The 26,863-nt window shown below is 65.0% G+C and carries 21 protein-coding genes and 2 tRNA genes; 20 read left to right on the forward strand and 3 right to left on the reverse strand.

Annotation, left to right across the window (positions count from 1 at the left end):
* The first annotated feature begins 109 nt into the window (after window positions 1-109).
* The 4 genes from rplM (at window position 110) to FHS55_RS17275 (ending at window position 3,735) form a co-directional block, all read left to right on the forward strand.
* Window positions 110-571 carry a 50S ribosomal protein L13 gene (gene rplM / locus FHS55_RS17260; RefSeq protein WP_183191032.1) on the forward strand — a complete coding sequence of 154 codons (462 nt, stop codon included), beginning with the start codon at window positions 110-112 and terminating at the stop codon, window positions 569-571.
* 2 nt (window positions 572-573) lie between these two features.
* A complete protein-coding gene (gene rpsI, locus FHS55_RS17265) occupies window positions 574-1,053 on the forward strand; it encodes a 30S ribosomal protein S9 (protein WP_183191033.1) in 480 nt (159 codons plus the stop codon).
* A gap of 110 nt (window positions 1,054-1,163) precedes the next feature.
* Window positions 1,164-2,360, forward strand: coding sequence for a GGDEF domain-containing protein (locus FHS55_RS17270; RefSeq protein WP_183191034.1), 1,197 nt, complete (start codon window positions 1,164-1,166; stop codon window positions 2,358-2,360).
* 211 nt (window positions 2,361-2,571) lie between these two features.
* Window positions 2,572-3,735 carry a GGDEF domain-containing protein gene (locus FHS55_RS17275; RefSeq protein ID WP_183191035.1) on the forward strand — a complete coding sequence of 388 codons (1,164 nt, stop codon included), beginning with the start codon at window positions 2,572-2,574 and terminating at the stop codon, window positions 3,733-3,735.
* An 88-nt stretch (window positions 3,736-3,823) separates the two neighbouring features.
* On the opposite strand, the gene glnA is transcribed toward FHS55_RS17275, so the two are convergent.
* Window positions 3,824-5,233 carry a type I glutamate--ammonia ligase gene (glnA, locus tag FHS55_RS17280; protein WP_183191036.1) on the reverse strand — a complete coding sequence of 470 codons (1,410 nt, stop codon included), beginning with the start codon at window positions 5,231-5,233 and terminating at the stop codon, window positions 3,824-3,826.
* 132 nt (window positions 5,234-5,365) lie between these two features.
* Window positions 5,366-5,704, reverse strand: coding sequence for a P-II family nitrogen regulator (locus FHS55_RS17285; protein WP_183191037.1), 339 nt, complete (start codon window positions 5,702-5,704; stop codon window positions 5,366-5,368).
* 346 nt (window positions 5,705-6,050) lie between these two features.
* Here FHS55_RS17285 and FHS55_RS17290 point away from each other — a divergent pair, with 346 nt between their 5' ends.
* The 14 genes from FHS55_RS17290 to FHS55_RS17355 all read left to right on the forward strand — a co-directional run bounded on the left by FHS55_RS17290 (window position 6,051) and on the right by FHS55_RS17355 (window position 22,783).
* Window positions 6,051-7,541, forward strand: a complete 1,491-nt coding sequence (locus FHS55_RS17290) for an NAD(P)H-hydrate dehydratase (RefSeq protein ID WP_183191038.1) — start codon at window positions 6,051-6,053, stop codon at window positions 7,539-7,541.
* A gap of 195 nt (window positions 7,542-7,736) precedes the next feature.
* A tRNA-Leu gene (locus tag FHS55_RS17295) sits at window positions 7,737-7,821 on the forward strand.
* A 129-nt stretch (window positions 7,822-7,950) separates the two neighbouring features.
* The gene (tig, locus tag FHS55_RS17300; protein WP_183191203.1) at window positions 7,951-9,303 is read left to right on the forward strand and encodes a trigger factor; all 1,353 of its coding nucleotides are present in this window, start codon (window positions 7,951-7,953) and stop codon (window positions 9,301-9,303) included.
* A 267-nt stretch (window positions 9,304-9,570) separates the two neighbouring features.
* Entirely contained in the window at window positions 9,571-10,203 is a 633-nt protein-coding gene (locus FHS55_RS17305; RefSeq protein ID WP_183191039.1) for an ATP-dependent Clp protease proteolytic subunit, read from the forward strand.
* A 378-nt stretch (window positions 10,204-10,581) separates the two neighbouring features.
* On the forward strand, window positions 10,582-11,853 hold the full coding sequence (gene clpX, locus FHS55_RS17310; RefSeq protein ID WP_152302452.1) for an ATP-dependent Clp protease ATP-binding subunit ClpX: 1,272 nt from the start codon (window positions 10,582-10,584) through the stop codon (window positions 11,851-11,853).
* Window positions 11,854-12,104: 251 nt separating this feature from the next.
* Window positions 12,105-14,549 (forward strand): endopeptidase La, encoded by a 2,445-nt coding sequence (gene lon, locus FHS55_RS17315; protein ID WP_183191040.1) that lies wholly within the window; start codon window positions 12,105-12,107, stop codon window positions 14,547-14,549.
* A gap of 309 nt (window positions 14,550-14,858) precedes the next feature.
* The gene (locus FHS55_RS17320; protein ID WP_183191041.1) at window positions 14,859-15,137 is read left to right on the forward strand and encodes an HU family DNA-binding protein; all 279 of its coding nucleotides are present in this window, start codon (window positions 14,859-14,861) and stop codon (window positions 15,135-15,137) included.
* 621 nt (window positions 15,138-15,758) lie between these two features.
* Window positions 15,759-15,834, forward strand: a tRNA-Val gene (locus tag FHS55_RS17325).
* A 57-nt stretch (window positions 15,835-15,891) separates the two neighbouring features.
* The gene (locus FHS55_RS17330; protein WP_183191042.1) at window positions 15,892-16,572 is read left to right on the forward strand and encodes an HAD-IA family hydrolase; all 681 of its coding nucleotides are present in this window, start codon (window positions 15,892-15,894) and stop codon (window positions 16,570-16,572) included.
* Between the two features lie 58 nt (window positions 16,573-16,630).
* Window positions 16,631-17,341, forward strand: a complete 711-nt coding sequence (locus FHS55_RS17335) for an ATP12 family chaperone protein (protein ID WP_183191043.1) — start codon at window positions 16,631-16,633, stop codon at window positions 17,339-17,341.
* A gap of 848 nt (window positions 17,342-18,189) precedes the next feature.
* Entirely contained in the window at window positions 18,190-18,921 is a 732-nt protein-coding gene (locus FHS55_RS17340) for a hypothetical protein (protein WP_183191044.1), read from the forward strand.
* Window positions 18,922-19,142: 221 nt separating this feature from the next.
* The gene (locus FHS55_RS17345; RefSeq protein ID WP_183191045.1) at window positions 19,143-20,411 is read left to right on the forward strand and encodes an outer membrane beta-barrel protein; all 1,269 of its coding nucleotides are present in this window, start codon (window positions 19,143-19,145) and stop codon (window positions 20,409-20,411) included.
* A 117-nt stretch (window positions 20,412-20,528) separates the two neighbouring features.
* Complete coding sequence (locus tag FHS55_RS17350; protein ID WP_183191046.1) at window positions 20,529-21,272, forward strand: metallophosphoesterase family protein; 744 nt, start codon at window positions 20,529-20,531, stop codon at window positions 21,270-21,272.
* A complete protein-coding gene (locus FHS55_RS17355) occupies window positions 21,269-22,783 on the forward strand; it encodes an O-antigen ligase family protein (RefSeq protein WP_183191047.1) in 1,515 nt (504 codons plus the stop codon). Before FHS55_RS17350 ends, FHS55_RS17355 begins: the two co-directional genes overlap by 4 nt.
* Window positions 22,784-23,090: 307 nt before the next feature.
* Here the strand turns inward: FHS55_RS17355 and FHS55_RS17360 are convergent, their stop codons facing one another.
* Complete coding sequence (locus FHS55_RS17360; protein WP_246340230.1) at window positions 23,091-23,627, reverse strand: polysaccharide biosynthesis/export family protein; 537 nt, start codon at window positions 23,625-23,627, stop codon at window positions 23,091-23,093.
* A gap of 327 nt (window positions 23,628-23,954) precedes the next feature.
* Between FHS55_RS17360 and FHS55_RS17365 the strand changes: the two genes are divergently transcribed.
* Both FHS55_RS17365 and FHS55_RS17370 read left to right on the forward strand, forming a co-directional pair.
* The gene (locus FHS55_RS17365; protein ID WP_183191049.1) at window positions 23,955-26,180 is read left to right on the forward strand and encodes a GumC family protein; all 2,226 of its coding nucleotides are present in this window, start codon (window positions 23,955-23,957) and stop codon (window positions 26,178-26,180) included.
* The gene (locus tag FHS55_RS17370; RefSeq protein ID WP_183191050.1) at window positions 26,177-26,842 is read left to right on the forward strand and encodes a hypothetical protein; all 666 of its coding nucleotides are present in this window, start codon (window positions 26,177-26,179) and stop codon (window positions 26,840-26,842) included. The genes FHS55_RS17365 and FHS55_RS17370 overlap by 4 nt, the downstream gene beginning before the upstream one ends.
* The last annotated feature ends 21 nt before the right edge of the window (window positions 26,843-26,863 follow it).

Here is a 26,863-nt window from a genome sequence, read left to right on the forward strand (position 1 = left end):
CATTATCGCGATGTCATCACATTGACGTCGTGCGCCGCTTCGGCTAGAAGCCCGCTCCAGAGAGAAGTGCGGCCGCCAAGGCCCCACACGCCTTGTAATGGATATCCCCATGAGCACCTATTCGGCGAAACCGGCCGACGTAGAAAAGAAGTGGGTCGTGATCGACGCCTCCGGCCTTGTGGTCGGCCGTCTCGCGGTCCTCATCGCCACCCGCCTGAAGGGCAAGCACAAGCCGACCTACACCCCGCATGTCGATTGCGGCGACAATGTCGTCGTCATCAATGCCGACAAGGTCGTGCTGACCGGCAACAAGCGCAACGACAAGGTTTACTACCACCACACCGGCTTCCCGGGTGGCATCAAGGAGCGGACTGCGAAGTTCGTCCTCGAGGGTCGTTTTCCCGAGCGCGTCGTCGAGAAGGCCGTGGAGCGCATGCTCGCCCGTGGCCCGCTGGGCCGCAAGATTCTCGGCAATCTGCGCGTCTACAAGGGCGCCAGCCACCCGCACGAAGCCCAGAAGCCGGAGACGCTCGACGTCGCCGCGCTCAACCGTAAGAATGTTGGGATCTGATCATGGCTGAGCTCATCCAGTCGCTCGACGGGCTCGAGGCGCTGAAGTCGCAGGCTGTCGCCGAGGCGCCCAAGCACGTCCAGAAGCTCGACCGTCAGGGTCGCGCCTATGCCACGGGCAAGCGCAAGAACGCGGTCGCCCGCGTGTGGGTCCGTCCGGGCACCGGCAAGATCGTGGTCAATGAGCGCGCGCTCGAGACCTATTTCGCCCGTCCCGTGCTGCGCCTCATCATCCAGCAGCCCTTCACCACCGCGGCCCGCACCGGCCAGTATGACGTGGTCTGCACGGTTTCCGGCGGCGGCCTCTCCGGCCAGGCCGGCGCGCTGCGCCACGGCATTTCCCGTGCGCTCACCTATTACGAGCCCGAGCTGCGTGGCCCGCTGAAGAAGGGCGGCTTCCTGACCCGCGATTCGCGCGTGGTCGAGCGCAAGAAGTACGGCAAGGCGAAGGCCCGCCGCAGCTTCCAGTTCTCGAAGCGCTGATCGGACCTGCTCCGGTTCGTTTTCAAAGGGCAGGCCTTGCGGCCTGCCCTTTTTTGTTGGTCGATACTCTGCGTGCTTTTTGGCAAGAGGCGGGTATTCCCGGCTGGGCAATGGGGCTCGATCCCTGGACGCTTTGGACTGTCGTCACCCTCGTTTCCGGGCTGGTGATCGGGGCCCTGCTGCTCGCCTGGGCGGCCGGCCCGGCGGAGCGTTCGCTGGCCTATTGGGCAGCCGGCCTTGCCTGCATGGTGTTTGCCATCCTGTGCGGTTTCGCCATGGAGCATCTGCCGGCGCGGCTGGCGATCTTTCTCGGCAATGGCGCGGTGCTTGCCGGCTACGGGTTGTTCTGGGCGTCGACGCGCAGCTTTCGCGGGCGCGCCGTCCGCTGGCGTCTGGTTGCGGCGGCGCCGGCCCTGTGGGGCGCGCTCTGCCTGCTACCCTTCTTCGAAGAAACGCTGGTCGAAAGGCTGTTGATCCAGTCTGTCCTCGCGGCCGGCCTGCTCGGCCTCGCCATGCGGGAGGTGTGGCGCAGCGAGGATCCCCGGGGGATCGGCCAGCGTGGGCTGCTGGCGGTGCTGGCCTTCATGCTGCTCATGCAATTCGTACGGATCGCTGTGGTCACGCTGTTCGTCGGCGCCCGGCCGGTCATGCTGATGACGCCGGTGGGCGTGGCCTTCGGCGTGGCGGCGCTTACCAGCTTTTTCCTCGCGAGCTTCCTGCTGACCCTCGCCGTGCGTGAGCGGCGGGAGGCGCATTTCGCCAACGCGGCGCGGCGCGACGAACTGACCGGCCTGTCAAATCGCCGCGATTTTCATGAGCGCGCCGCCGATATCTGTCGGCGCGGCGGCGATATCGCGATGGTTCTACTGGATCTCGATCATTTCAAGCAGGTGAACGACAGCCACGGGCACGCCGCGGGCGATCGCGTTCTCACCGCGTTTGCCGCGGTGCTGAAGGATGAGAGCCCGCCGGCGAGCATCATCGGCCGGCTGGGCGGCGAGGAATTCGGCGCCGTGCTGCCCGCGGCGCAATGCGACGCGGCGCGGGAACTGGCGGAGCGCTGGCGCCGCGCCTTCGCCTTTGCCAGCGCCGCGCTGGGGCTGGGGGGAGCCCATGCGCCGCTGGAGCCCACCGTCAGCATCGGCATCGCCTTCGGCCGGTTTCCGCCTGCGGCAAGCGCGGTGGAGGCCGAGGCGCGGCTGCGCCTCGCCATTGCGCAGGCGGACCTGGCGCTTTATGCCGCAAAGGCGGCGGGACGCAATCGCGTCGAGGTCGTCGAACTGACGCCGTCCAGCGATAGCCACTGAACACGGCGGTTCGCTCCGCGCCACGTCATCTCCTGCATGCGCTCTTTCGCGTGCGTTTTCTTGCATGCTGTTGCTTGCCTACACTCGCCATCACCTTCCGCTTTGCGCTCCGCGCATTATCGGCGCTATCGTAGGGGAATAATCGTGCCGACATGTGAGGGGCTGCGTTTCAGCCACGATGTTTGATCCCTGGACGCTCTGGGTTGTGCTTATGGCCGCAGCGACCATGCTGGCGGCGGCGATGCTGTTTGTCTGGTGGCTGACCCCCTCCGAGCCGGCGCTGGCGCATTGGGCCGCGGCGATCGAACTGCTGGTGATCGGTATCCTGTGCGTTGCGCTGCGGGACGTCATTCCCGATGCCCTGTCGATCGCCCTCGGCAATGGCGCCATGCTGGCGGGTTATGGCCTGATCTGGACCGGGCTGCGCCGGTTCGATGGTCGTCCGCCGCGCACGCAGCGCGCGCTCATCGCGCCGTTTCTGTTCGTGGCCCTTTGCCAGCTTCCCTTTTTCGCGGAGTCGACGGCCCACCGGGTGATCCTCATCTCCCTGATGATCGCCGGGCTCAATCTGCTGGCGATCGCGCAATTGCGCCGAGGGCGCCTGGTGTCGCGGCCGCGCCTTGCGCTGCTCACGCTGCTGACGGCTGTCCTCGCGTTCAACCTCGCGCGCATTCCCACCGTCACGGCGCAGGTGGACCGGCAAGACAGGGTCGCGCTGTTCTCCGATCCGGCCATGGCGGGGTTCGGCCTGCTGGCCTTGGCGATCTTGATCTTCATCTGCTTCGCGATGGTGCTGATGGTGCGCGAGCGCCGCGAAATGCACTTTCGGAGTGCCGCGCAGCGCGACGAATTGACCGGGCTTCTGAACCGGCGTGGCTTCATGGAATCGGCGATGGGCGAGGGCGTCGCCGGCGGGACGATGGCGGTGATGCTGCTCGATCTCGACCATTTCAAGCTGATCAACGACCGGTTCGGCCATGGCGCGGGCGATCGCGTGCTGTCGATATTCGCGCGGGTGCTGCGGGAAAATCTGCGCCACGGCGACATTGTCGGGCGCATCGGTGGCGAGGAGTTCGCGGCGGTGCTTCCGGGCGCGCTGCTGTCCGATGCGCGGCTGGCGGCGGAACGGGTGCAGCTCGGGCTACGCGAAGCGATGACTTCCATGCGTTTCGGCGACGCGGGCGAGGCCATCCAGTGCACGGTCAGCATCGGCCTCGCCGTCACCACCCTGTCGAAGGGTGAGCCGTCGGCCTCCCACGGGATGCGGCTTCAGGCGCTGATCGCGGAGGCCGACACGGTGCTGTATCGCGCCAAATCGCAGGGGCGAAACCGCATCGAGATCGCCCCCGCCGGTCCGGTGGCGCTGGGCGCGTGAGGGGCGGGCGCTGCTCCGCGCCATCCGCCATGGTTCATGAAAAAGGGGCGCCCTGGGGCGCCCCTTTCCACATTCGGCGAGCGCGGGCTCAGACCGAATAATACATCTCGAACTCGACCGGATGCGGCGTCATCTCGAAACGCATCACCTCGGTCATCTTCAGCTCGATATAGGCGTTGATGAAGTCGTCATCGAACACGCCGCCCTTCTTCAGGAATTCGCGATCCTTGTCGAGCGAGCCGAGCGCTTCGCGCAGCGAGCCGCACACGGTCGGGATCTTCTTCAGCTCCTTCGGGGGCAGATCATAGAGATCCTTGTCCATCGCCGGGCCGGGATCGATCTTGTTCAGGATGCCGTCGAGGCCGGCCATCAGCAGCGCGGCGAAGGCGAGGTAGGGGTTCGCGCCCGGGTCGGGGAAGCGGGTCTCGACGCGCTTGGCCTTCGGGGACGTGGTGTAAGGGATGCGGCAGGAGGCCGAGCGATTGCGCGCCGAATAGGCGAGCAGCACGGGCGCCTCATAGCCGGGCACCAGCCGCTTGTAGGAATTGGTCAGCGGGTTGGTGAAGGCGTTGAGCGACTTGGCGTGCTTGATGATGCCGCCGATATACCACAGGCATTCCTGGCTGAGGTCGGCATATTTGTTGCCGGCGAACAGCGGCTTGCCGCCCTTCCAGATCGACTGGTGCACATGCATGCCCGAGCCATTGTCGCCGAACACGGGCTTGGGCATGAAGGTCGCGGTCTTGCCGTAGACGTTGGCGACCTGGTGGATGCAGTACTTGTAGACCTGCAGGTGGTCGGCCATCGTCACGAGCGTGTTGAACTTCAGGCCGAGCTCGTGCTGGGCGGAAGCCACCTCGTGATGGTGCTTCTCGACCTTGGCGCCCATGCGGGCCATGGCCGCGAGCATCTCGCCGCGCATGTCCTGCGCGCTGTCGAGCGGGGGAACCGGGAAGTAGCCGCCCTTGGTGCGGACGCGGTGGCCGAGATTGCCGCCTTCATACTCGGTGTCGCCATTGGTCGGCAGTTCGACCGAATCCAGCTTGAAGCCGGTATTGTACGGGTCGGCCTTGAAACGCACGTCGTCGAAGATGAAGAATTCGGCCTCGGGGCCGATATAGACGGTGTCGCCGATGCCGGTGGACTTGAGATAGGCCTCGGCCTTCTTGGCGATGCCGCGCGGGTCGCGGCCATAGGGCTCGCCGGTGGTGGGCTCGAGCACGTCGCAGACGACGACCAGCGTGGTCTCGGCGAAGAACGGATCGATGCTCACCGACTCCAGATCAGGCTGGAGGTGCATGTCGGATTCGTTGATGGCCTTCCAGCCGGCAATCGAGGAGCCGTCAAACGCCTGGCCATCGGCGAAGAAGTCCTCATCGACCATGGTAATGTCGAAGGTTACATGCTGCCACTTGCCGCGCGGATCTGTGAAGCGCAGGTCGACGTACTTGACGTCGTTATCCTTGATTAACTTGAGTACGTCTTTGGCCGTCGTCATTACAATCGTGCCTCTTTCTTCAGCCGCCGCTCAACAGGCAGGCTGATCCCAAGCGGTTGGTCAACACAGCGACGCGCCGCATCCATCACGATGCGGCGCGTGCCCTGAAACCCGACCATATTACGCTTGCTGTCAGATGGCGTCGACGCCCGACTCGCCCGTACGGATGCGAATGGCTTCCTCAATGTTGGAAACGAAGATCTTTCCGTCGCCGATGCGGCCGGTCTGGGCGGCACGGCGGATGGCGTCGATGGCGGTTTCGACCGTCTCGTCCGCGACCACGACCTCGATCTTCACCTTGGGCAGGAAGTCCACGACATATTCGGCGCCGCGGTACAGTTCCGTATGCCCCTTCTGCCGGCCGAAGCCCTTCGCCTCGGTGACCGTGATTCCCTGCAGGCCAACCTCCTGCAGCGCCTCCTTCACCTCGTCGAGCTTGAAGGGCTTAATGATGGCCTCAATCTTCTTCATGTCATCTCGTCTCCCTGACTCGACGATCCGCGACGCCCGGTCGAGTCGAACCGCGTCGAAGCAGAACCCATGCCAAGCGCCCCGACCCACTCGAAAATAGCGAGATCCCGTTGCATTGCGAGAGGAAAAGTACCGGGGCTGGCGGTGCTTTCCATGTGAATGGTCATTAATTATGCAAAATGATTAAAATATAGTCAGATTGGCCAGCGACTCTCGCGATAAAGGCGCGCGCAAAATAGGCAAACGGTATGAGATTGTTATTTTCAGGTCGTTTCTTCGTCGCGGCAGCCCGCCTTCGCCTAGAGTGAGGCGGATCGCCACGTTTGCGCCCGAGAGGGGGAAGCCGATGGAACTGCTCACGCCGGAGGAGATGGCGCGCGCGGATGCGCTGACCATCGCGCAGGGCCTGCCGGGCATCGGGCTCATGGAGAAGGCGGGCGCGGCAGTGGCGCGCGTCGCCGCCCAGGTGACACCGGTCGGCGCCTCGGTGCTGGTTCTGTGCGGGCCGGGCAATAATGGCGGTGACGGTTTCGTGGTTGCGCGCCGGCTGGTGGAAGCCGGCTATCGGGTTCGCCTGGCGCTTCTGGGGGCGCGCCAGCAGCTGCGCGGCGATGCCGGAACCATGGCGGGTCGCTGGATCGGGCCGGTGGAGCGCGCCGAGGATGCCTCGCTCGACGGGGTCGATCTGGTCATCGATGCGCTGTTCGGTGCCGGACTGGCGCGCGATCTCGATGGCGAGGCACGGGCGCTGGTGGAGCGGGTGAATGCCCGCGGCCTGCCGGTGGTGGCGGTCGACCTGCCCTCGGGCATCGATGGCGCGAGCGGGCAGGTGCGCGGCGCGGCGATCAAGGCGCGCTGGAGCGTCACCTTCTTCCGCGCCAAGCCGGGCCACCTGCTGCTGCCCGGCCGGCTCCACGCGGGCGCGCTCACCGTGGCGGATATCGGCATTCAACCCTCAGTGATCGAGCTCATTCGCCCGCAGGCTTTCGCGAACGAGCCCTCGCTGTGGGGCGCCGCCTTTCCGCTGCCGCGCATCGAGGGGCACAAATATGCGCGCGGCCATCTCGTGGCCGTTTCGGGCCCGCCGCAGGCGACGGGGGCGATGCGGCTGGCCGCCCGCGCGGCGCTGCGGGCCGGGGCGGGGCTGGTCACGGTCGCCTGTCCGGCGGCGGCGCTGCCCATCCATGCGGCTAACCTGTCGGCGATCATGGTGCGTCCGGTCGAGGACGCGGCGGATCTCGCCCGGCTTCTCGCCGACCGACGCCTGTCGACGCTTGTGATCGGGCCCGGCGTCGGCGTGGGGGAGGCGACCCGCGCCAAGCTCGCCACCGGGGCCGACCGGCGCCTGGTGCTGGACGCGGACCTCATCACCAGCTTCGCGGGGGCGGCGGACGATCTGGCGCGCGCCGTGGCCGCTTCCCCGGCCGCCATCGCCACCCCGCATGACGGCGAGTTCGCCCGGCTGTTCGAGGGTTGCCCCGAGGTGCTGGAGGCGCCCTCCAAGCTGGAGCGCGCGCGCGCCGGGGCGCGCCGGCTCGGCATTACCCTGCTGCTCAAGGGGGCGGACACGGTTGTGGCCGCGCCGGACGGGCGCGCGGCGATCGCCGCCAACGCGCCGCCCTGGCTGGCCACGGCGGGGGCGGGCGATGTCCTGGCCGGTATCGCCGGCGGGCTGCTGTGCCAGGGCATGCCGCCTTTCGAGGCGGCGGCGGCGGCGGTCTGGCTGCACGGTGAGGCGGCGCGGGAGGCTGGCCCCGGGCTGGTGGCCGACGACCTCATCGACGCGCTGCGGCCGGTCTATGCGCGCCTGTTCGCGCATCTCGGGGCAAGGGGCTGAACGTAGCGCCGGCCGCACGCGCCGGATCGTGTGAAGGGTGCGTGACAAAGCGCAGATGCGCGTTGCATTTTGCGCTGGCGCTGCGACATCGCCGTGTTATAAGCCCGCACCCGGCTGGCGGCACTTTTCGGGTGCACGCATCCGCATGCCTTCGTGACATCGCGTCTCGCGGGAACGAAGGCGGCCGATGCGTCCGCGGGCGTGGCGGAACTGGTAGACGCGCGGGATTTAGGTTCCCGTGACGAAAGTCGTGGGGGTTCGAAACCCTCCGCCCGCACCAGTGTTTCCAGCGCCCGGAGCCTTCCGACCGATCGACTCCGACGAGGGCGATGCCGTGCGAGCGGCGATGCCCCGCACCACGATTTCAGAGCGCCGCCCCGGCGGCAAACACGACGAAGGCCGATTGAACATGCAGGTCACCGAACTCCTCGCCGAAGGTCTGAAGCGCGAATATCGCGTGGTGCTGCCGGCCGCCGAACTCGACGCCAAGGCCACCGCCCGCCTGAACGAGATGCAGGACAAGGTTCGCATCAACGGGTTCCGTCCCGGCAAGGTGCCGGTCGCCCATCTCAAGCGCCTCTACGGCAAGTCGGTTCTGGCCGAGGTGATCGACCAGGCTGTGAACGAAGCCAACTCGAAGATCATCGACGAGAACGGCTTCCGCCTCGCGCTGCAGCCCAAGGTCGAGCTGCCGCAGGACGAGGCGGCGGTCAACGAGGTGATCGAGGGCAAGGCGGATCTCGCCTACACGGTCGGCCTCGAAGTGCTGCCGAAGATCGAGATCGGCGATCTCGCCTCCATCACGCTGGACAAGCCGGTGCTCGCGGTTTCCGACGAGGATGTCGAGGAGACGGTGAAGCGCATCGCCGAATCCAACCGCCCGTTCTCCGCCAAGGAAGGCGCCGCCGAAAACGGTGACCGCGTCACCATTTCCTTCGTCGGCTCGATCGACGGCGAGGCCTTCGAGGGCGGTTCGGGCGAGGATGTCCCGGTCGTGCTCGGCTCCAACAGCTTCATCCCCGGCTTCGAGGAGCAGCTGATCGGCATCACGGCGGACGAGACCCGCACGGTCAGCGTCACCTTCCCGGAGGCCTACCAGGCCGCTCATCTCGCCGGCAAGGCGGCCTCCTTCGAGGTCACGGCCAAGACCATCGAGGCCCCGGGCGAACTGAGCGTGGACGACGAGTTCGCCAAGAGCCTCGGCCTCGAAAGCCTTGAGGCGATGAAGGAGCAGGTGAAGAGCCGCATCGCCCAGGAGCATGCCGCCCAGAGCCGCAACAAGGTGAAGCGCCGCCTGCTGGACGCCCTCGACGGGCTGCACCAGTTCGACGTGCCTCCCTCGCTGGCCGAGCAGGAATTCGAGGGCATCTGGAATTCCATCACCTCGGAGATGGATACCCAGAAGCGCAGCTTCGCCGACGAGGGCACCACTGAGGAGGCCGCCCGCGCCGACTATGACAAGATCGCCAAGCGCCGCGTGCGCCTCGGCCTGGTGCTCGCCGAGATCGGCGAGAAGAACAACATCCAGGTGAGCGACGACGAAGTGACCCGCGCGGTCGTGGAGCGCGCCCGCCAGTTCCCTGGGCAGGAGCAGCAGGTGTGGGAGTTCTACCGCAAGAACGCCCAGGCGCTCGCCAGCCTGCGCGCGCCAATCTTCGAGGAGAAGGTCGTCGACTACCTGCTGGAGCAGGCCAAGGTGACGGAAGTTCCCGTCACCCGCGAAGAGCTCTACGCCGAGGACGAGGCCGAAAAGGCCGCGTGATCGCGCGAGCGTGACCGGCGGGCCTGCGGGCCCCGCGCCGGGCATCGGATTGGGGAAGGGGTCGGCCTTGGTCGGCCCCTTTTGCCGTTCCGCCGGGGGCACTTTCCGGCCCGCCGGACGGCGCCTTTCGGGCTGGCGGAGGCCGCGGCTGGGCGAACGGTCGCGCGCGAATTATACGCGGGCCCTAGCGGGAATGGACTTTCCGCTTATGTTGGGAGAGACGGAATCGCGGACGGCACCTGTCGCCGGCTCGCTTAGGAGCGGATTATGCGTGACCCTATCGATACCTACATGAACTATCTCGTCCCCATGGTGGTCGAGCAGACCAACCGGGGCGAGCGCTCCTACGATATCTATTCGCGCCTCCTCAAGGAGCGCATCATCTTCCTGACCGGCCCGGTCGAGGACAACATGTCGACCCTCATGGTCGCGCAGCTGCTGTTCCTCGAAGCGGAAAACCCGAAGAAGGAAATCTCGATGTACATCAACTCCCCCGGCGGAGTGGTGACGTCGGGCCTCGCCATCTACGATACGATGCAGTTCATCAAGCCGGCGGTGTCGACGCTGTGCATCGGCCAGGCGGCCTCGATGGGCTCGCTGCTGCTGACCGCGGGCGAGAAGGGCATGCGCTTCGCCCTGCCGAACGCGCGAATCATGGTGCATCAGCCCTCGGGCGGCTATCAGGGTCAGGTGACCGATATCCTGATCCACGCCAAGGAAGTGGAGAGCCTGAAGCGTCGGCTGAACGAGATCTACGTGACGCACACCGGCCAGGACCTCAAAGTGGTCGAGGACGCGCTGGAGCGTGACAACTTCCTCACCGCCGAAGCGGCCAAGTCGTTTGGTCTTATCGATAATGTGATCGACAAGCGCCCCGACGAAGCCGCCGCAAAGGCCTGAGCGGTTCTATCGTGCGTGTTTCGGAAGCCACGTCGGCTTCCTATATAAACAGCTAACCCGCGCTGATTTGAAGCGCGGGCTTGCGTGCATCGCGGTATCGCGCTTGCATGACGTTTGGATGAAGTGTCGCCAGGAGGTGTGACAGGGGTGACGACGGGGCAGAAGCCCCTCCGGCGAAACCGGGGATGGTGCTAATGCCTTCTTGATCGTTTCGCGTCTAGCATGCTTGGCTAGGCCGAGCGGTTGGGACCTCTAGTCGCTTCTTTTTTTGACGGCCTGGGTGCCGTCGCGTTTCTCCCGACTAAGGAGGCCCGCGGCGGCCTTCGAGACTGGGGCGGGCCCGGGAATTCCCGGCTGGCCGAGCGGACGGAGAGACGCATGAGCAAGGTTGGCGGCGGCGACAGCAAGAACACCCTTTATTGCTCGTTCTGCGGCAAGAGCCAGCACGAGGTCCGCAAGCTGATTGCGGGACCTACCGTGTTCATCTGCGATGAATGCGTCGAGCTGTGCATGGACATCATCCGCGAGGAGAACAAATCCTCGCTGGTGAAGTCGCGGGACGGCATTCCGACCCCGAAGGAGATCTGCAAGGTCCTGGACGATTATGTGATCGGACAGTTCCATGCCAAGCGGGTTCTCTCGGTGGCGGTGCATAACCACTACAAGCGCCTGAACCACGCGACGAAGCATGCCGGCGATGTCGAGCTGGCGAAGTCGAACATCCTGCTGATCGGGCCGACGGGCTCGGGCAAGACGCTGCTCGCGCAGACGCTCGCCCGCATCCTCGACGTGCCCTTCACCATGGCGGATGCGACGACGCTGACCGAAGCGGGCTATGTCGGCGAGGATGTGGAGAACATCATCCTCAAGCTGCTGCAGTCGGCCGACTACAATGTCGAGCGGGCGCAGCGCGGCATCGTCTATATCGACGAGATCGACAAGATCAGCCGCAAGTCGGACAACCCCTCCATCACGAGGGACGTGTCGGGCGAGGGCGTGCAGCAGGCGCTGCTGAAGATCATGGAAGGCACGGTCGCCTCCGTCCCCCCGCAGGGCGGGCGCAAGCATCCGCAGCAGGAATTCCTGCAGGTGGACACGACCAACATCCTGTTCATCTGCGGCGGCGCCTTCGCGGGCCTCGACAAGATCATCTCGTCGCGCGGCAAGGGCACCTCGATCGGCTTCGGCGCGGTCGTCTCCGCCCCGGAAGACCGTCGCCCGGGCGAGGTGTTCCGCGAGGTGGAGCCCGAGGATCTGCTCAAGTATGGGCTGATCCCGGAATTCATCGGCCGCCTGCCGGTGATCGCCACGCTGGAGGACCTCGACGAGGCCGCGCTCAAGAAGATCCTCTCGGATCCCAAGAACGCGCTGGTGAAGCAGTATCAGCGGCTGTTCGAGATGGAGAATGTCGAGCTTACCATCCATGAGGAGGCGCTCGGCGCCATCGCCCGCAAGGCTATCGAGCGCAAGACCGGCGCGCGCGGCCTGCGCTCGATCATGGAAGGCATCCTGCTCGACACGATGTTCGATCTGCCCGGTCTCGAGGGCGTCGAGGAAGTCGTCATCTCGAAGGAGGTCGTGGAGCAGAATGCGCGTCCGCTCTACATCTATGCGGATCGGGCGGCCGGTGATGCGGGCGCAAGCGCCTGATCGCCGCTGCGTGAGGACCAAGGCCGGACGCACGCGCCCGGCCGGCTTGGCCGTCTCCCTTGACGGACCGGGGGAGCGTCTCCATCTGACTTTCAACACCCGGTCCACGACCGCATCGACGTGCTTCTCGCGGCACATCCCGCTCCCGCACAACGATTACCGTTCGCGTTCCGGCCGCCTTGCGGCACGGTCCGCCGCCCCGGTTTCACCGCCGGGGAACGGCGTCGGCCGTCAACAGAAAGGATAGGGCCATGACGAGCTCCAAGCCTCGCACCGCGCTCACGCCCGGCGTTCCGCAGACTTTCCCGGTGCTGCCGCTGCGCGACATCGTTGTCTTCCCGCACATGATCGTGCCGCTCTTCGTCGGCCGCGAGAAGTCGATCCGCGCCCTCGAGGAGGTGATGCGGAACGACACCTTCATCATGCTGGCGACGCAGGAAAACGCGTCCGACGACGACCCGGCGCCCAACGCCATCTACAAGATCGGCACGCTCGCCTCCGTGCTGCAGCTGCTGAAGCTGCCGGACGGCACGGTGAAGGTGCTGGTGGAAGGCATCTCCCGCGCCCGCGTCGAGCGCTATACCGACCGCAGCGACCTCTACGAGGCGGAAGCCGTGGCGCTGGAGGAAGATCTCGGCTCCAAGGTCGAGGCCGAGGCGCTGGGCCGCTCGGTGCTCGCCGAGTTCGAATCCTACGTCAAGCTGAACAAGAAGGTCTCGCCCGAAGTCGTCGGCGTCGTCACCCAGATCGAGGACCACTCGAAGCTGGCGGACACGGTCGCCTCGCATCTCGCGGTCAAGATCCCCGAGAAGCAGGCGGTGCTGGAGATCCTCAAGGTCACCACGCGGCTGGAGAAGGTGCTCTCGCTGATGGAGAGCGAAATCTCGGTCCTTCAGGTCGAGAAACGCATCCGCACGCGCGTCAAGCGCCAGATGGAGAAGACCCAGCGCGAGTACTACCTGAATGAGCAGATGAAGGCGATCCAGAAGGAGCTGGGCGACGGCGAAGATGGCCGTGACGAACTGGCCGAGCTGGAAGAGCGCATCAAGACCGTGAAGCTCTCCAAGGAGGCCCGCGAGAAGGCGACGCACGAGCTGAAGAAGCTCCGGCAGATGAGCCCCATGTCGGCGGAAGCCACCGTCGTGCGCAACTATCTCGACTGGCTGCTCTCGATTCCGTGGGGCAACCGCTCCAAGGTCAAGAAGGACCTCCCCTTCGCCCAGGGCGTGCTCGATGCCGAGCATTTCGGCCTCGACAAGGTGAAGGACCGCATCGTCGAGTATCTCGCCGTGCAGAGCCGCCAGAACAAGCTGACCGGGCCGATCCTGTGCCTGGTCGGGCCGCCTGGCGTCGGCAAGACCTCGCTCGCCAAGTCCATCGCCAAGGCGACGGGCCGCGAATATGTGCGCGTTGCCTTGGGCGGCGTGCGCGACGAGGCGGAGATCCGTGGCCACCGGCGGACCTATATCGGCTCGATGCCCGGCAAGGTCATCCAGTCCATGCGCAAGGCGAAGAAGTCCAACCCGCTCTTCCTGCTGGATGAGATCGACAAGATGGGTGCGGATTTCCGCGGCGATCCCTCGTCGGCGCTGCTGGAGGTGCTGGACCCCGAGCAGAACCACACCTTCGCGGACCATTACCTCGAGGTCGATTATGACCTGTCGAGCGTGATGTTCGTCACCACGGCCAACACGCTGAACATCCCGCCGGCCCTGCTGGATCGCATGGAGGTGATCCGCATCGCTGGCTATACCGAGGACGAGAAGGTCGAGATCGCCCGCCGCCACCTCATTCCTTCGACGCTGACCAAGCACGGTCTGGCCGCCAAGGAATGGGAGATCGACGACGAGGCGCTGCTCACCCTGGTTCGCCGCTACACGCGGGAAGCCGGCGTGCGCAACCTGGAGCGTGAGATTTCCAACCTCGCCCGCAAGGCGGTGAAGGACCTGATGCTGACCAAGAAGAAGTCGGTCAAGATCACGGTGAAGCAGCTCGAGGACTATCTCGGCGCGCCGCGCTATCGCTATGGCGAGGCCGAGAGCGAGGATCAGGTGGGTGTCGTCACCGGCCTCGCCTGGACCGAGGTGGGCGGCGAGATCCTCACGATCGAAGGCGTCATGATGCCCGGCAAGGGCAAGATGACGGTCACGGGCAACCTTCGCGACGTGATGAAGGAATCGATCTCGGCGGCGGCCTCCTATGTCCGCTCGCGCGCGCTCGATTTCGGCATCGAGCCGCCGTTGTTCGACCGCCGCGACATCCACGTCCATGTTCCCGAGGGGGCGACCCCCAAGGACGGGCCGTCGGCGGGCGTGGCGATGGCGACGGTGCTCACCTCGGTGCTCACTGGCATTCCGATCCGTCGGGATGTCGCCATGACCGGCGAAATCACCCTGCGCGGCCGGGTGCTGCCGATCGGCGGCCTCAAGGAGAAGCTGCTCGCCGCGCTCAGGGCCGGCATCAAGAAGGTGCTGATCCCGGAGGAGAATGCCAAGGATCTCGCCGAGATACCGGACAACGTGAAGAACGCCCTCGAGATCGTCCCGGTCTCGCGCATGGACGAGGTTCTGCACCACGCGCTGGTGCGCCAGCCCGAGTCCATCGTGTGGGAAGAGAAGCTCGCCCCCGCCACCCCCGCGGCGGCGGAGCCGGTGATCGGCAGCCTCGACGAGCCGAGCGGCATCGCGGCGCACTGATCGCCTCATTTCGTAGGCGAGCGACGGCGGCGTCCCCTGGGGGGCGCCGCCGTTTGCATTTCTGCCGCGGGCGAGGGCGACAGGCCTCGACCCTGTCGGCGATGACCGGCTCGGGCGCCTAATTTGGGGGCGGCCGGAATGGATACGAATCGCGGTATCTTGCAACCGTCCGACAGTGCAAAATCGTGTATTTGTGCGGGTTTCACGGCCCATGCGCTTGCATTCGCCGTAATTTGGAGAAAGGGTGCCCGCCCGTCGCTGGTGCATGCAACCGGCGATTCTTGTGCAATCAAGGGAAGGACCGGTCTCATGACCACGAAGAACGAACTCGTCGCCGCCGTGGCCGAGCAGGCCAAGCTGACGAAGGCCGCTGCCGCGGCTGCGGTCGACGCGACCTTCGATGCCATCGCCGCCTCGCTCAAGGCCGGTGAGGAAGTGAAGCTCATCGGCTTCGGCAGCTTCTCCGTCGTGACCCGCGCCGCGCGCGAAGGCCGCAACCCGCGCACCGGCAACCCGGTGAAGATCGAGGCTTCCAAGGCCCCGAAGTTCACGCCGGGCAAGGGCCTCAAGGAAATCGTCAACGGCTGATTTCGAGCATTCCGGCGGCGGTCGGCGCCCCCTCGCGTTGCGGGGCGCAGGGCGAGGCGCGGCCGAGCCGGAATGTTGCCTCCTCGTCGCGGATGTCGCGTGCGGCTGCCACATGCATGCGGTGCGCCTACCCCGTGGCGAGGACGGCGCTTCGCGATTGCTACAGGGCGGTGTGGACAGACGACGCCCTCGGCGGCACATCTGGCCGAGGCGTCGTCGTTACAAGCTACGCGGCGACAGACATGGGCAACTCGTTACTGTCGTCCTCCTGTCGGGTCGGTTCCGGGATATGTAACGGGCGAGAGCCTGTGCCGGGGTTCCGCGGGTCGATGCGCCCGCGTAACCAGCCGTAAGGCTCCCGCGCGCCACCGACTTGCCGGAGACTGGGCGAACCCCATTCCCCGCACGGTCCGCCGCCAGGTGTGCTCCAATGCCGGGATGGCCGTGCCGGCGGATCGTAGCGGCCTTTGCTCCCCCCGCGCGACGGCTATCGGCGCGAGCCTGGTTTACGGCCGCGCCGGGTCTCTGTATATGGCTGCCAGCCGTCAGGCTTGGCGCCGGTCAATGTCCCACCCGCTGGCGGCCGATCGGCGCCGGCGAGGGGGCAGGCCTGGACATGTTGGGCGGTTAGCTCAGTTGGTAGAGCATCTCGTTTACACCGAGAGGGTCGGCGGTTCGAGCCCGTCACCGCCCACCAAGTTTTTCCGGCCCGCCGGCCGCACGGCGCGGCGGCAGCCCCTCGGATGATCGTTTCGTGAAACTCGCTTTGTTCGATTGTGACGGCACGCTGGTCGACAGCCAGCATGTGATTGTCGAGGCAATGACCCGCGCCTTTGCTCGCGGCGGCCATGTGCTTCCTCCGCGTGGGCGCGTGCTGGGCATTGTGGGCCTGTCTCTGGTCGAAGCGATGCGCGAACTGGGCGATCACGACCCCGATTTTCCGGCCGAAGCGATGGCCGATCTCTACCGCGAGGCGTTCCGCGAAATCCGCGCCGAGCCGGGTTTTCTGGAGCCGATGTTTCCTGGCGTGCGGGCGGTGCTGGACCGGCTGGCGGCGCGTGAGGACGTGCTGATGGGCATCGCAACCGGCAAGTCGCAGCGCGGTGTCGCCGCCGTGCTGCAGCATCACGGGCTGGAAGGGCGTTTCGTTACCATTCAGACTGCCGATGACGCGCCGTCCAAGCCGCACCCGGCCATGGTGCTGCAGGCGATTGAGGCGGCCGGCGTGCGGCCGGAGGACACGGTGCTGATCGGCGATACGAGTTTCGACATGATTATGGCACGCGCGGCTGGCGCGCGGGCGATCGGCGTGACCTGGGGTTATCATGCGGCGGAACTGCTGAACCGATCCGGCGCCGAGCGCCTGATCGACGACGCGGACCACCTGGTGCCGGCCATGGATCAGCTGTGGGGAATTGCCCGTGAGCGAAACTGAACCGCCGGCTGGCGAGCCCACGCGCGGGGCGCTGCCGCAGGGCTTCGGCGAGCGGGCGATGCCCAAGCGGTTCTATGCGCGTGCCGCAGCGGCTGCGACCGGAGACGGCGCCTTCCGCATAGAGCTGGACGGGAGGCCGTTGCGCACGCCCGGCAAGGCGCCGTTCATCGTGCCGGCGCGCGGGCTGGCGGAAGCGATTGCCGCGGAATGGGACGGGCAGGGCGAGCGGATCGACCCCGTGAGCATGCCGGTGACACGGCTGGTCAATTCGGCAATCGACGGCGTGGAAGCGACGGGTGCCGAGGTGGCAGCCGAGATCGTGCGCTACGCCGGCAGCGACCTGCTGTGCTACCGCGCCGACGCTCCCGAGCGCCTTGTTGCGCTGCAGCAAGAATTGTGGGACCCGCTGCTCGACTGGGCGCGGGCCGAATTGGGCGCTCGGTTCGTCCTCAGTGAAGGAATTGTCTTCGTCGAGCAACCTCCGCGTTCGCTTGAGTTGATCGCCAAGCATCTGCCAACCGATGCGCTGCGCCTTGCTTCGCTCAACCTGATGACGACGCTCTCCGGCTCCGCGATCCTTGCGCTGGCGGTGTGGCGAGGGGCCTTGTCGGCCGAACAGGGGTGGCGCACCGCCCATGTTGATGAGGAAGTGCAGGAGCTGCTCTGGGGCGTGGACGATGCGGCACTCGCACGTCGCGCCACGCGCTACCGCGACTTCGCGGCGGCGGCGCTCTGCCTCACGCTACTCGATTTGCCCGCCACGGACTGACCTCAAGGCGGCGTGGCACGGGGTGCGGCTCTCGGGGTGCCGCTCTCGGGTCTGCACGGACAAAAACCTGGGATTGCATACCCTTAACCCTGAGATGCGCTGGGTGCGACTCATCGCCCATTTTCGTAGCGGCACGCAGGGATGGCTTCGCCTTTCCCGCGATTCGAGTGGGTATGATAGTAGTATTACGGTTCCGGTCGTCGGCTAATGACGGTTTGATTTCATCAAGACACAAGAAAAGCCGACGACGGCACTTCGCTCTCGCCGCTTGAACGCAATAGCCGCGGCCCGCGCCGGCATTGTTGCGGGATAGATGTCGCCAAGATCCGGATCTGGCCCGGGAACGGGTTGGCAACGGTAACCGGTCGAGGTCGCGTCGACCGCCAGAATGCTTGGGTAGCGGGAGAAATCCGTCGTTTTCCACGCCGCGTGGTGCGTCTCGAGTGGATATGGACCGATTTCCGCCTTCCGCAATGCACCATAACCGGATGCGCAACAGATAGTTGAGCGAGGTGCGGTGCGAGCGTTGATGCGCCGTTTGTTTGCTAATGTATTCGTTTATTCGTTGAGATAAGATTGCGTTAATCATGTTTTATTTAAGTGTTTCTAAGTTGTTTTTGATGAAATCTTCGGACTGTCGGCGTATTGCGTCCCATTGGGCGCGCAGAAAGCAGCGAGGCTGAATTGCAGGTGCTCTTAAATTGCTTCGGATTTCACACAAATTGCCGATTTAATTCAGTTTTTTTTGGTCCGACTTCTGGCAGAACTCTTGACCTGTGTGTCTTTTCCGCACTAGCGTAACAACGGTCAGCTGTTATCCCTAATGGGGCTGGGCGATAGGGGTTTGCATGATGGTTCGGGGGAAGCTGCGCGTGGCGGCCGTGGCGCTGATGCTCGGCGCTGGTGCGACGGGTTTCGGGTTGGTGGCTCAAGTCGTGCCCGCTGGTGCGCAGGCGGCGGCTGTCGGGAGTGAGGCGTGGGCGAAGGCTCAGATCTTGTCCGTGCTGGCGGCCAGTCAGTCCGTCCCGTTCAATGCGCCCCCGCAGGTCCCGGGGCAGATTGCGGCGTTGCTTCAGAGCAATCCGGCCGCTGCCGCGGTACTGGTCGCTCAGCTCAATGCCATTTCCAGCGGTACCGCCGGTGACCTCTCCGTGACGAATGCGGACGGGAGCGTGACGGCGGTCAGCGTTAACCCGTCTCTGGTGAGCCAGATGGCGCAGGGTCTGGCTCAGGCCGTGGCGGTCTGGCAGTCGCAGGCGTCCACCAGCGCGTCGGCGAATGCGGCGCTGGTGGCGGTCAATACGTTCCTGGCGTCGGATGATTTCTCCCGCGGCAGCGCCTTCGGCTCCGCAGTGGAATCGGCTTTGGCTGAGGGGGGGTCTCTGGTGCCCTCGGTGTTGACCGACAGCAATAGTTCGGAACCCAACACCAACCCTCTGGCGATTTCGGTTCCCACGTTGGTCAAGGACACGTCGAACGTGGTCGTCAGTCCGAATCAGCAGTCGACCGCGATTACCATCCAGTCCAGCCAGATCGTCCCGACGGCTTCCGTTTTGACGGGCGGTTCGGACGGTAGCTAAAGCTGGATGGTGCGATGCACCATCGTTCGTCGTCGCAGAGTGTTACCTCCGTTCGATGTTGCTCTTTGGCGGCTCGGTGAGCGTAACGTTTCGGAATTTCTTTCAGTGTTGTCGCTTATGCGCGGCAGCGGCTTGAGTTGAGGGTCCGTCGGGGCAGGGCGGATGTTTAACCGGGTACTCGTCGGCAGGTTGTGGCCACGGGGAATGGGTGGGGCGAGCAGATGAAGCGCGTATTGGCTGCCGGGGCCGTATCCGGTCTCTTGGGTAGCGTGTTCGGTGGGCTCGCTTTTGCGTCGGATCTGCCTCCGTTGCAGCAAAAGGGGCCCTTTGACCCGGCGAAAGTCGGTGTGCTCGATCGTCCGAAGACGAGCACCGGCATCGAGCTTGGTTCGTTTATGCTTTATCCGACCTTGTTCGGTTCGGTCGGCTATAACGACAATATCACCGCATCGGGTAGCGCCCCGAAGGGCGATACGATCTTTATCATCCGGCCGGCAGCGAAGCTGGAATCGAACTGGTCGCGCCACTACCTCTCGATCGACAGCTATTTCGAGAATGGTAGCTACGCAAATTACAGCACGGGTGACTGGAATAACTATTCGGTCGGCGGCAATGGCCGTATCGACGTGTCGTCGGATCTGGAACTGTTCGGCTATGCGCGCTACTCGCATCTGAACGAACTGCCGGGCGATGACGAGACCAATAATGGTCTCACCTCCCCGCTGCCCTATGATCAGACCACGGCCGGCGCCGGCCTGCGCAAGGAATTCAACCGCTTCTGGACGCGGTTGATGTTCGACTATCGCGATCGCTCCTATTCGAGCTGGCTCGACGGCGCGCCGTCGGATCAGACATACCGCGACGGTCAGGATTACACGGTCAGCGGTCGTGTCGGCTACTTCATCAGCCCTCTGACCAGCGCCTTCGTGGAAGGCAAGTATCGGTGGTCCTTCATGGAAAACACCGACTATGACGCCGAGCAGTATTGGATCACCACCGGCCTGCAGTTCGAGCCGTCGCGTCTGACGCGTGGTGAGGTCTATGTCGGCTACACCGACTGGACGACTGACGGTACGCTGGATTCGGTGCCGCATTTCACCTACGGCGCGAACATCAACTGGTTCGCCTCGCCGCTGCTGACGATGACATTCACCGCGCTGCAGGACGTGTTGACGTCGAACTACTCGGTCGGGACGGTGGATGGTTCGAGTATCCTCAGCTCGACTTTCGGTGTTCGTGGCGATTACGAGTTCCGGCGCAACCTGCTGATGTCAGCCTGGTTCAGCTACAACAACCAGGACTACCAGAACCTGCCGCGTAACGATGACCAGTACACGGTCGGCGGCGAGCTGCGCTACCTGATCAACCGTCATGCCACGGCGCGCCTGACCTACAATTATCAGGACTTCACGTCGAACTATAACGGCATCGCCGGTGTCGAGAACTACACCCAGAACATCGTGTCGGCCGGTATCAGCCTCGCGTACTGAAGCCGCATTATCGCTGAAATTTGAAACTCCCCGCGATTTGCGGGGAGTTTTGATATGGGGCATGGTTGCCCAATGACGGGCCAGAATGCCGTCGGAATGTCGAAGGCCGGATAGGTCATGTTCTTTTCACGCTTTCGCGTGACGGCGCGTCCGGCGATTTATCGAATTCCGGACGGTGTGCGAGTCTACGCGGTCGGCGACATACACGGCCGCTATGATCTCATGTGCGCGCTGCTCGACAAGATCGAGCACGACCGTCGCGATGCCGTGTCGTCGCAGATCGTGTTCCTCGGCGACTATATCGACCGCGGGCCCGACAGTCGGCGGGTCATCGAGGCGCTGATCACGGGCGCGGATCGCGACAGCTGGATCTGCCTCAAGGGCAATCACGAGGCCATGTGGCTTGGCGCTCTGGACCGCAGCCAGCCATGGGATGGCTGGCTCGCCAATGGCGGGGTGGAGACCTTGTTCTCCTACGGCATTTCGGCGCGCGGCTTCTCCATGGCCGGGCGTGAGGAAGGGCTGCGTGAAGCCGTGCTCGCGAGCGTACCGGAGGAGCACATCGCCTTCATCCGGCAGCGGCCGACCTCGCATTGGGTTGGCGGCTATTTCTTCTGTCATGCGGGCATACGCCCCGGCGTGCCCCTGAGCCAGCAGGCGCCCGATGACCTGATGTGGATCCGTGACCTGTTCGTCGATTCGCGGCTCGATCACGGTGGTCGGATCGTTCATGGCCACACTCCCGCCATCGAGCCCGAGGTGCTGGCCAACCGGATCAATGTCGATACGGGTGCCTACCTCACCGGGCGGCTGACCTGCGTCGCGCTCGAGGGCGATCGGGTGCGGATCATCCATACATGAACACGCGTGCGGGGCGCCGGCGGTCCGATGAATCCGCCGGCTATTCCAGGGCTCCGTTGACAGGCGGCGCTCGCTCGGGACCGTCCTTCCTGAAGCGGGGAACGCATGGCGAGACGTTCGATGACGTCCTTCTGATCCTGTTCGCGCTTGCCGTGGCGGGGCTTCCCTTCCTGTTCGGCAGCAATGATCTCGCGACCTGGGGCCTCAACGCGGCGGTGTTCGGCTCCATCCTGTTGCTGTTCGAGGCGGGCGTCGTCGCACGCGGGGGAACGCGCCCGGTCGCAGCGAGGTACGTGGCCTGGGCTGCGGTGATCTTCGTCGGCCTGGCAGGCTGGATCGTCTTCCAGGTATCCAGCTGGGCGCCGAGCGGCTGGGACAGCGCTTTCTGGGAACCGACGCGGGAGGTTCTGGAACGGGTGCCGGATGCCGGGCCGGTGACCGGGCGCATCTCGGCGACGCCCGACGAGGGCGTCCTTGGCCTGATGCGCCTGCTCACCTGCGCGGCGGCGTTCTATCTGGCACTGCAACTGTGCCGCGATGCACTGCGCGCGCATCTGTTCATCGTTACCTTCGCCGTCGCTGCCGTCGGTTACGCGGTCTATGGCATCCTTCAGGTGCGGTTCTTTCCGGACGCGATGCTCTGGGTCGAGAAGCTGCATTATCGCGATGCGGTGACCTCGACCTTCATCAACCGCAACAGCTATGCGACCTATGCCGGCATGGGGCTGGTCGCCATTGTCGGGCTGCTGCTCGACGTCGCGCAGCGGGCCAGCCGGGGTCGGCATCAGCCGATCGCGTTGCGGGTCGCCGCCTTCGGCGAGGCGATGCTCCGCCGCGGGCTGGTTCTGGTCCTGGCGATGGTGGTGGTCACGGTTGCGCTGCTGGGAACGGGCTCGCGGGCCGGAATCGTGGCCAGCCTGCTCGGCGTGATGACGCTGCTGGTGGCCACCGTGGCGCTCGGGCGGCAGCGGATTGTCTCCATTGCCATCCTGTCGGTCGCGGGGGCGGTGATCGCGGCGCTGGTGCTGTCCTTCGGTAGTCTGTTCGCCGACCGGCTTGCGGAGGGCGGAGACGTTGGCGTGCGCATGAGCGTCGCGCGCCGAGCCTTCGAGGCAGCGCGCGACGCGCCGTGGACCGGGTTCGGCTATGGCAGCTTCGACCGGGTTTTCGCGGTCTATCGCGATCCCAACGACGTGATGGACAGCATTCTTTTCCATTGGGACAAGGCGCATAACAGCTATGTCGAGTTGCTGTTCGACCTCGGCCTGCCAGCCACGCTCGCCTTCGCGCTGCTGGTGGGCGGGTTGCTGGTGCAGATGATACGCAACGCGCTCGGGCGCGAGACCTTGCCGATGGTCAGCCTGATCACGCTGGCGGCGAGCGCCCTCGTTCTGGCGCACGCGACACTGGATTTCAGCCTGCAGATCCAGGCGGTGACGCTCACCTTCGCGGCCCTGCTTGGCGCGGGACTGGCGCAGAGCTGGAGCCGGCGGCTCGATACCACCCGCTAGTCGCTAGTCGGCCGATTCCGGTTTGCGCGAAGCGCCCGCGTGACAACGGATCGTGGCGGCCTTCCCCGGAACGGGGGCACCGTAACGGCAAACGTCGCCATCCGCGGCACCAGCGCACGCTGTTCGGCTTGGTTCGATCCGCGCATTTGTCGGCGCGGATCGAGTTGCCCGAATGCGCGCACGGCGCGGGGACGATGACGGCGACCGGAGGGCCGCTGGCCGATGTGCCCGCGTCGCGGGCTCCTCTGCCGGGTGGCACCGCGCCGGAACCCGCCGGCTTGGTGCGCAACTCGGGGAAGGGGGAGGCTCAGAACAGCCGTTCCGGCACCCGGATGATGTCGCCCGGATAGATCATCGTTGTCGTGGTCGAGGGATAGGAATTTTCCTGCGTCTGCCCGGCGCGACGGATATACACCGTCTGGTCATTGGCCCGGTAGGTGAAGCCGCCGGCCACGGCCACGGCACTGAGCAGGTTCATCCCGTTCCGGTAATCGTACTCGCCCGCCTTGGTCACTTCGCCGATGATGTAGAAGGGGCGGTATTTCAGCACTTCAACATTCACGCGCGGGTCGCGCATGTAGCCGGAGGCGAGCTGGCCACGAATGTCCTGCTCCACCTGCCGGGGCGTCTTACCGGCCGCCTTGATATTGCCGATCAGCGGAATTGAAATGACGCCGGACGCGTCGATCTCGAACTCGCCGGACAGGCTCTCCTCGTTGAAGACGGTGACACGGATGCGGTCGCCGGTGCCGAGCACGTATTCTGGCGGGGTTTCGGAAGCTGCCGCAGGGGGGGGGGCTCCGGGCGTTCCGGCACAGCCTGCCACGGCGGTGCCGACCATCATGATGAGTAATGCCCGTCGCGTGGTGGATATCGCCTTCCGGGACGGGGCAAGCTCTCTTACGCTCGGAAATAACATTATATTACCTTGTTAGACCAAAGCACGTTCGCGCACGGAATTACTGCCCGGCTAACAGAATCTGATCTGGATTCCTGCCCCGCGTCTCGTCAGCAATCGCCCGTGCACGAACAAAATTCTAACATCGGCGCCCATGGGCGTCTCTAGGAATCGCAGCCCTACCGAGTATAATGCAAACTGAGAGTCGACTTAAGCGTGCCATACGCGCCGCGTAGGGTCGAGTCCGATCTGTGGACGTTCAGAGAAGTCGAGATGCACGGACAAATTGCGGGCGTGGCGAAGCAAGAGGACAGCGAGAATTTCGATTTTCATCATATTGTCGATTTCGCTCTTCGTCGCTGGTTGCTGATTGTCGCAATTGCTTCGACTTTCGTCATAGTTGCCGTCGCCATCAGTTATTCGTTGACGCCCCGCTTTACGAGCACGGCCCAGATTCTGCTTGATTCCTCCTCGCGCAACAATCTCGGCGTCGCGATCATGGGTGCGGAGGAGCAGCGCGATTCGACCATGGTCGATAGCCAGATCGCCATCCTCACCTCGCTCAACTTCCTCAAGCGGGTGGTCGAGCGGGAGAATCTGATCCAGGATCCCGAATTCGGCGAGCGTCCCGTCGCCCGCTCGTGGTTCGACACGATGCGCGGATGGCTCGGCTTCGAGCCGGCGACCCGCGCGTCGCTTGCCGATTCGTCGGACGCGAATGTCGTCGCCAAGAGCGATATCTCACCCGCGATCCGCGATACGGTGGCGCGGCTCCGCGCCGCGTTGACGGTGGAGCGGGTGACGCGCACCCCCATCCTGTCGGTGGCCGTCACCTCGATCAGCCCGCAAAAAGCGTCCAATCTGGCCAACGCTATCGCCGATGCCTACATCGTCGACCAGTTGGAGAACCGCTACGAGGCCGCCCGCCGGGCATCGTCCTGGCTGTCCGATCGCCTCCAGTCGCTGCGCGAGGGGCTGCGCAAGTCGGAACAGGCGGTTCAGAAGTTCCGCAGCGACAACAATCTTGTCTCCGTCGATTCCCGCACGCTGAACGAGCAGCAGCTCTCCGAGGTCAATGCGGAGCTGGTGCAGATTCAGACCGAGGCTGCCGGGAAGCTCGCGAAATACGAGCAGGCGCGCCAGCTGATGGCCAGCGGGGGCAAGGTGGAGGCCATTCCCGATGTGATGTCGTCGGGGGTCATCAGCGACCTGCGCGGCCGGCTGGCCGCAACCTCCGCGCGCGAGGCCGACCTCGTGTCGCGCTATGGCGAGCGCCATCCGCTCGTGGTCAATGTGCGGGCGGAGCGGCGCGAGATCGAGCGGCTGATCACCGGGGAAATTTCCCGCATCGTCGCCAATCTGAAGAACGACTACGAAGTTGCCAAGAGCCGTGCCGATGCCATGTCGGCGAATGTCGCGGCGGTTTCCGGGCAGACGACGGCGGACAACGCGCTCACGGTGCACCTGCGTGAGCTTGAGCGCGACGCGGACGCGAACCGCACGCTCTATGAGACGTTCCTCGGCCAGGCCAAGCTCACCAGCGAGCAGTCCGAGGTGACGATCCAGGACGCGCGCATCATCACGCCGGCCGTTGTGAGTTCCACGCCATCCTTCCCGAACAAGAAGATTCTGGTCGCCGTTGGCGGCCTGCTGGGCGTGATGGCGGGCATCGGCATCGCCCTGCTGATGGAGATGCTCAATGCGGGCTTCAACAGCCCGCGCCAGGTGGAGGAGTCGACCGGCCTGCCGGTGCTGTCCTCGATCGAGTGGGTGGATCTATCGGGCGAGAAGGGCAAGGACAATGTGCCGGTGCTCGATTATCTCATCAGCAAGCCGCTGTCGCGCTTCAGCGAATCGGTGCGCAGCCTGCGCGCCGGCGTGCAGATGTCGGATGTCGACCATCCTCCGCAGGTGATCGAGCTGACCTCCGCCTCGCCCGGCGAGGGCAAGACGTCGCTGGCGATTGCTCTGGCCGTGTCGGCGGCCACATCGGGCAAGCGCGTGCTGCTGATCGACTGCGACCTGCGTCGCCCCTCGGTGTCGCAGCAATTTGGCCTCACCGAGCGCGCCGGCCTGGTCGAATTGCTGGCCCAGACGGCATCGTCCGAGGGCATTCTCTATCGCGACAAGTCTTCCGGTCTCTATGTACTGGGCTCCGGTGCCAAGACGCAGAGCCCCCCGGACCTGCTGGGTTCCGGGCGCATGCAGAGTCTGGTGGAGCAACTGCGCCAGAGCTTTGACCTGATCGTGCTCGACGCCCCTCCGATCGGACCGGTCGTCGACGCCGCCGTCCTGGCGCCGATAGCCGACAAGCTGGTCTTCGTCGTGCGCTGGAACGCGACCGCGCGTGAATTCGTGCGTCATTCGCTGGAGCGGCTGGCCGGCGACCGCAAGGTGTGCGGCATCGCCTTCAACATGGTCGATCTGCGCCGCACGCCGAAATACGGCCGGTATTCCTATTACTCCTCTGCCTATTACAAGAAATACTACGTCGGATGAGCGCGCAGCCGGCTCCTGTTGCTCTGCGGCCGGCAGGGCTGTTGCTGTCGCTGTTCCTGTTCGCCGCCGGCGCCGGCCTCGTCTATGAAGGCGTGCAGCTGTTCAGGTTCAGCCAGCTGCAATATGCGGCGAGCGCGCTGCTCAGCTCCAAATATACCAGCACGCCTTATTTCACTACCTTCCCGGCCTGGCGCGCATCCCTCGCCGAGTGGCGCGACACGCCCGGGGTGCGCAATCGCGCGCGCGCGTATTACGCGCATTTCACCCGGAGCTTGTCGTTGACGGCGCCGGAGAACATGAAGGCGGCCATCGATGTGCTGAAGATCGACCCGGTCTCGGCAAATGCCTGGGAGGATGTTGCCGCCGCCGGGCTCGCCATGTCGCGGCCGGACCTCGCGCTGGCCGGTTGGGAAATGTCCAGCCTCACCGCGCCTCGCGAATACCACAAGCTGCGGTGGAGGCTCACGTTCATGCCCATTGTCTGGGACGCGGCGAGCGCGGACCAGAAGCGGCGCTATTTCTTCGAACTGGATTTCGCGACGCGGGCGGACGTGCCTCAGGGCTACCGGATGAACTGGTCCATGGTGGCGAACACGCTGAACCCGGCACAGCGCAAGCAGATCGAGGCGGAGTACAAGGCCTACCTTCACCCCTCGCAATAGGCTGCTCGGTCCGCTCCGTCC

This window comes from Ancylobacter tetraedralis, from assembly GCF_014195655.1.
In the GTDB taxonomy this organism is placed as follows: Bacteria; Pseudomonadota; Alphaproteobacteria; order Rhizobiales; family Xanthobacteraceae; genus Ancylobacter; species Ancylobacter tetraedralis.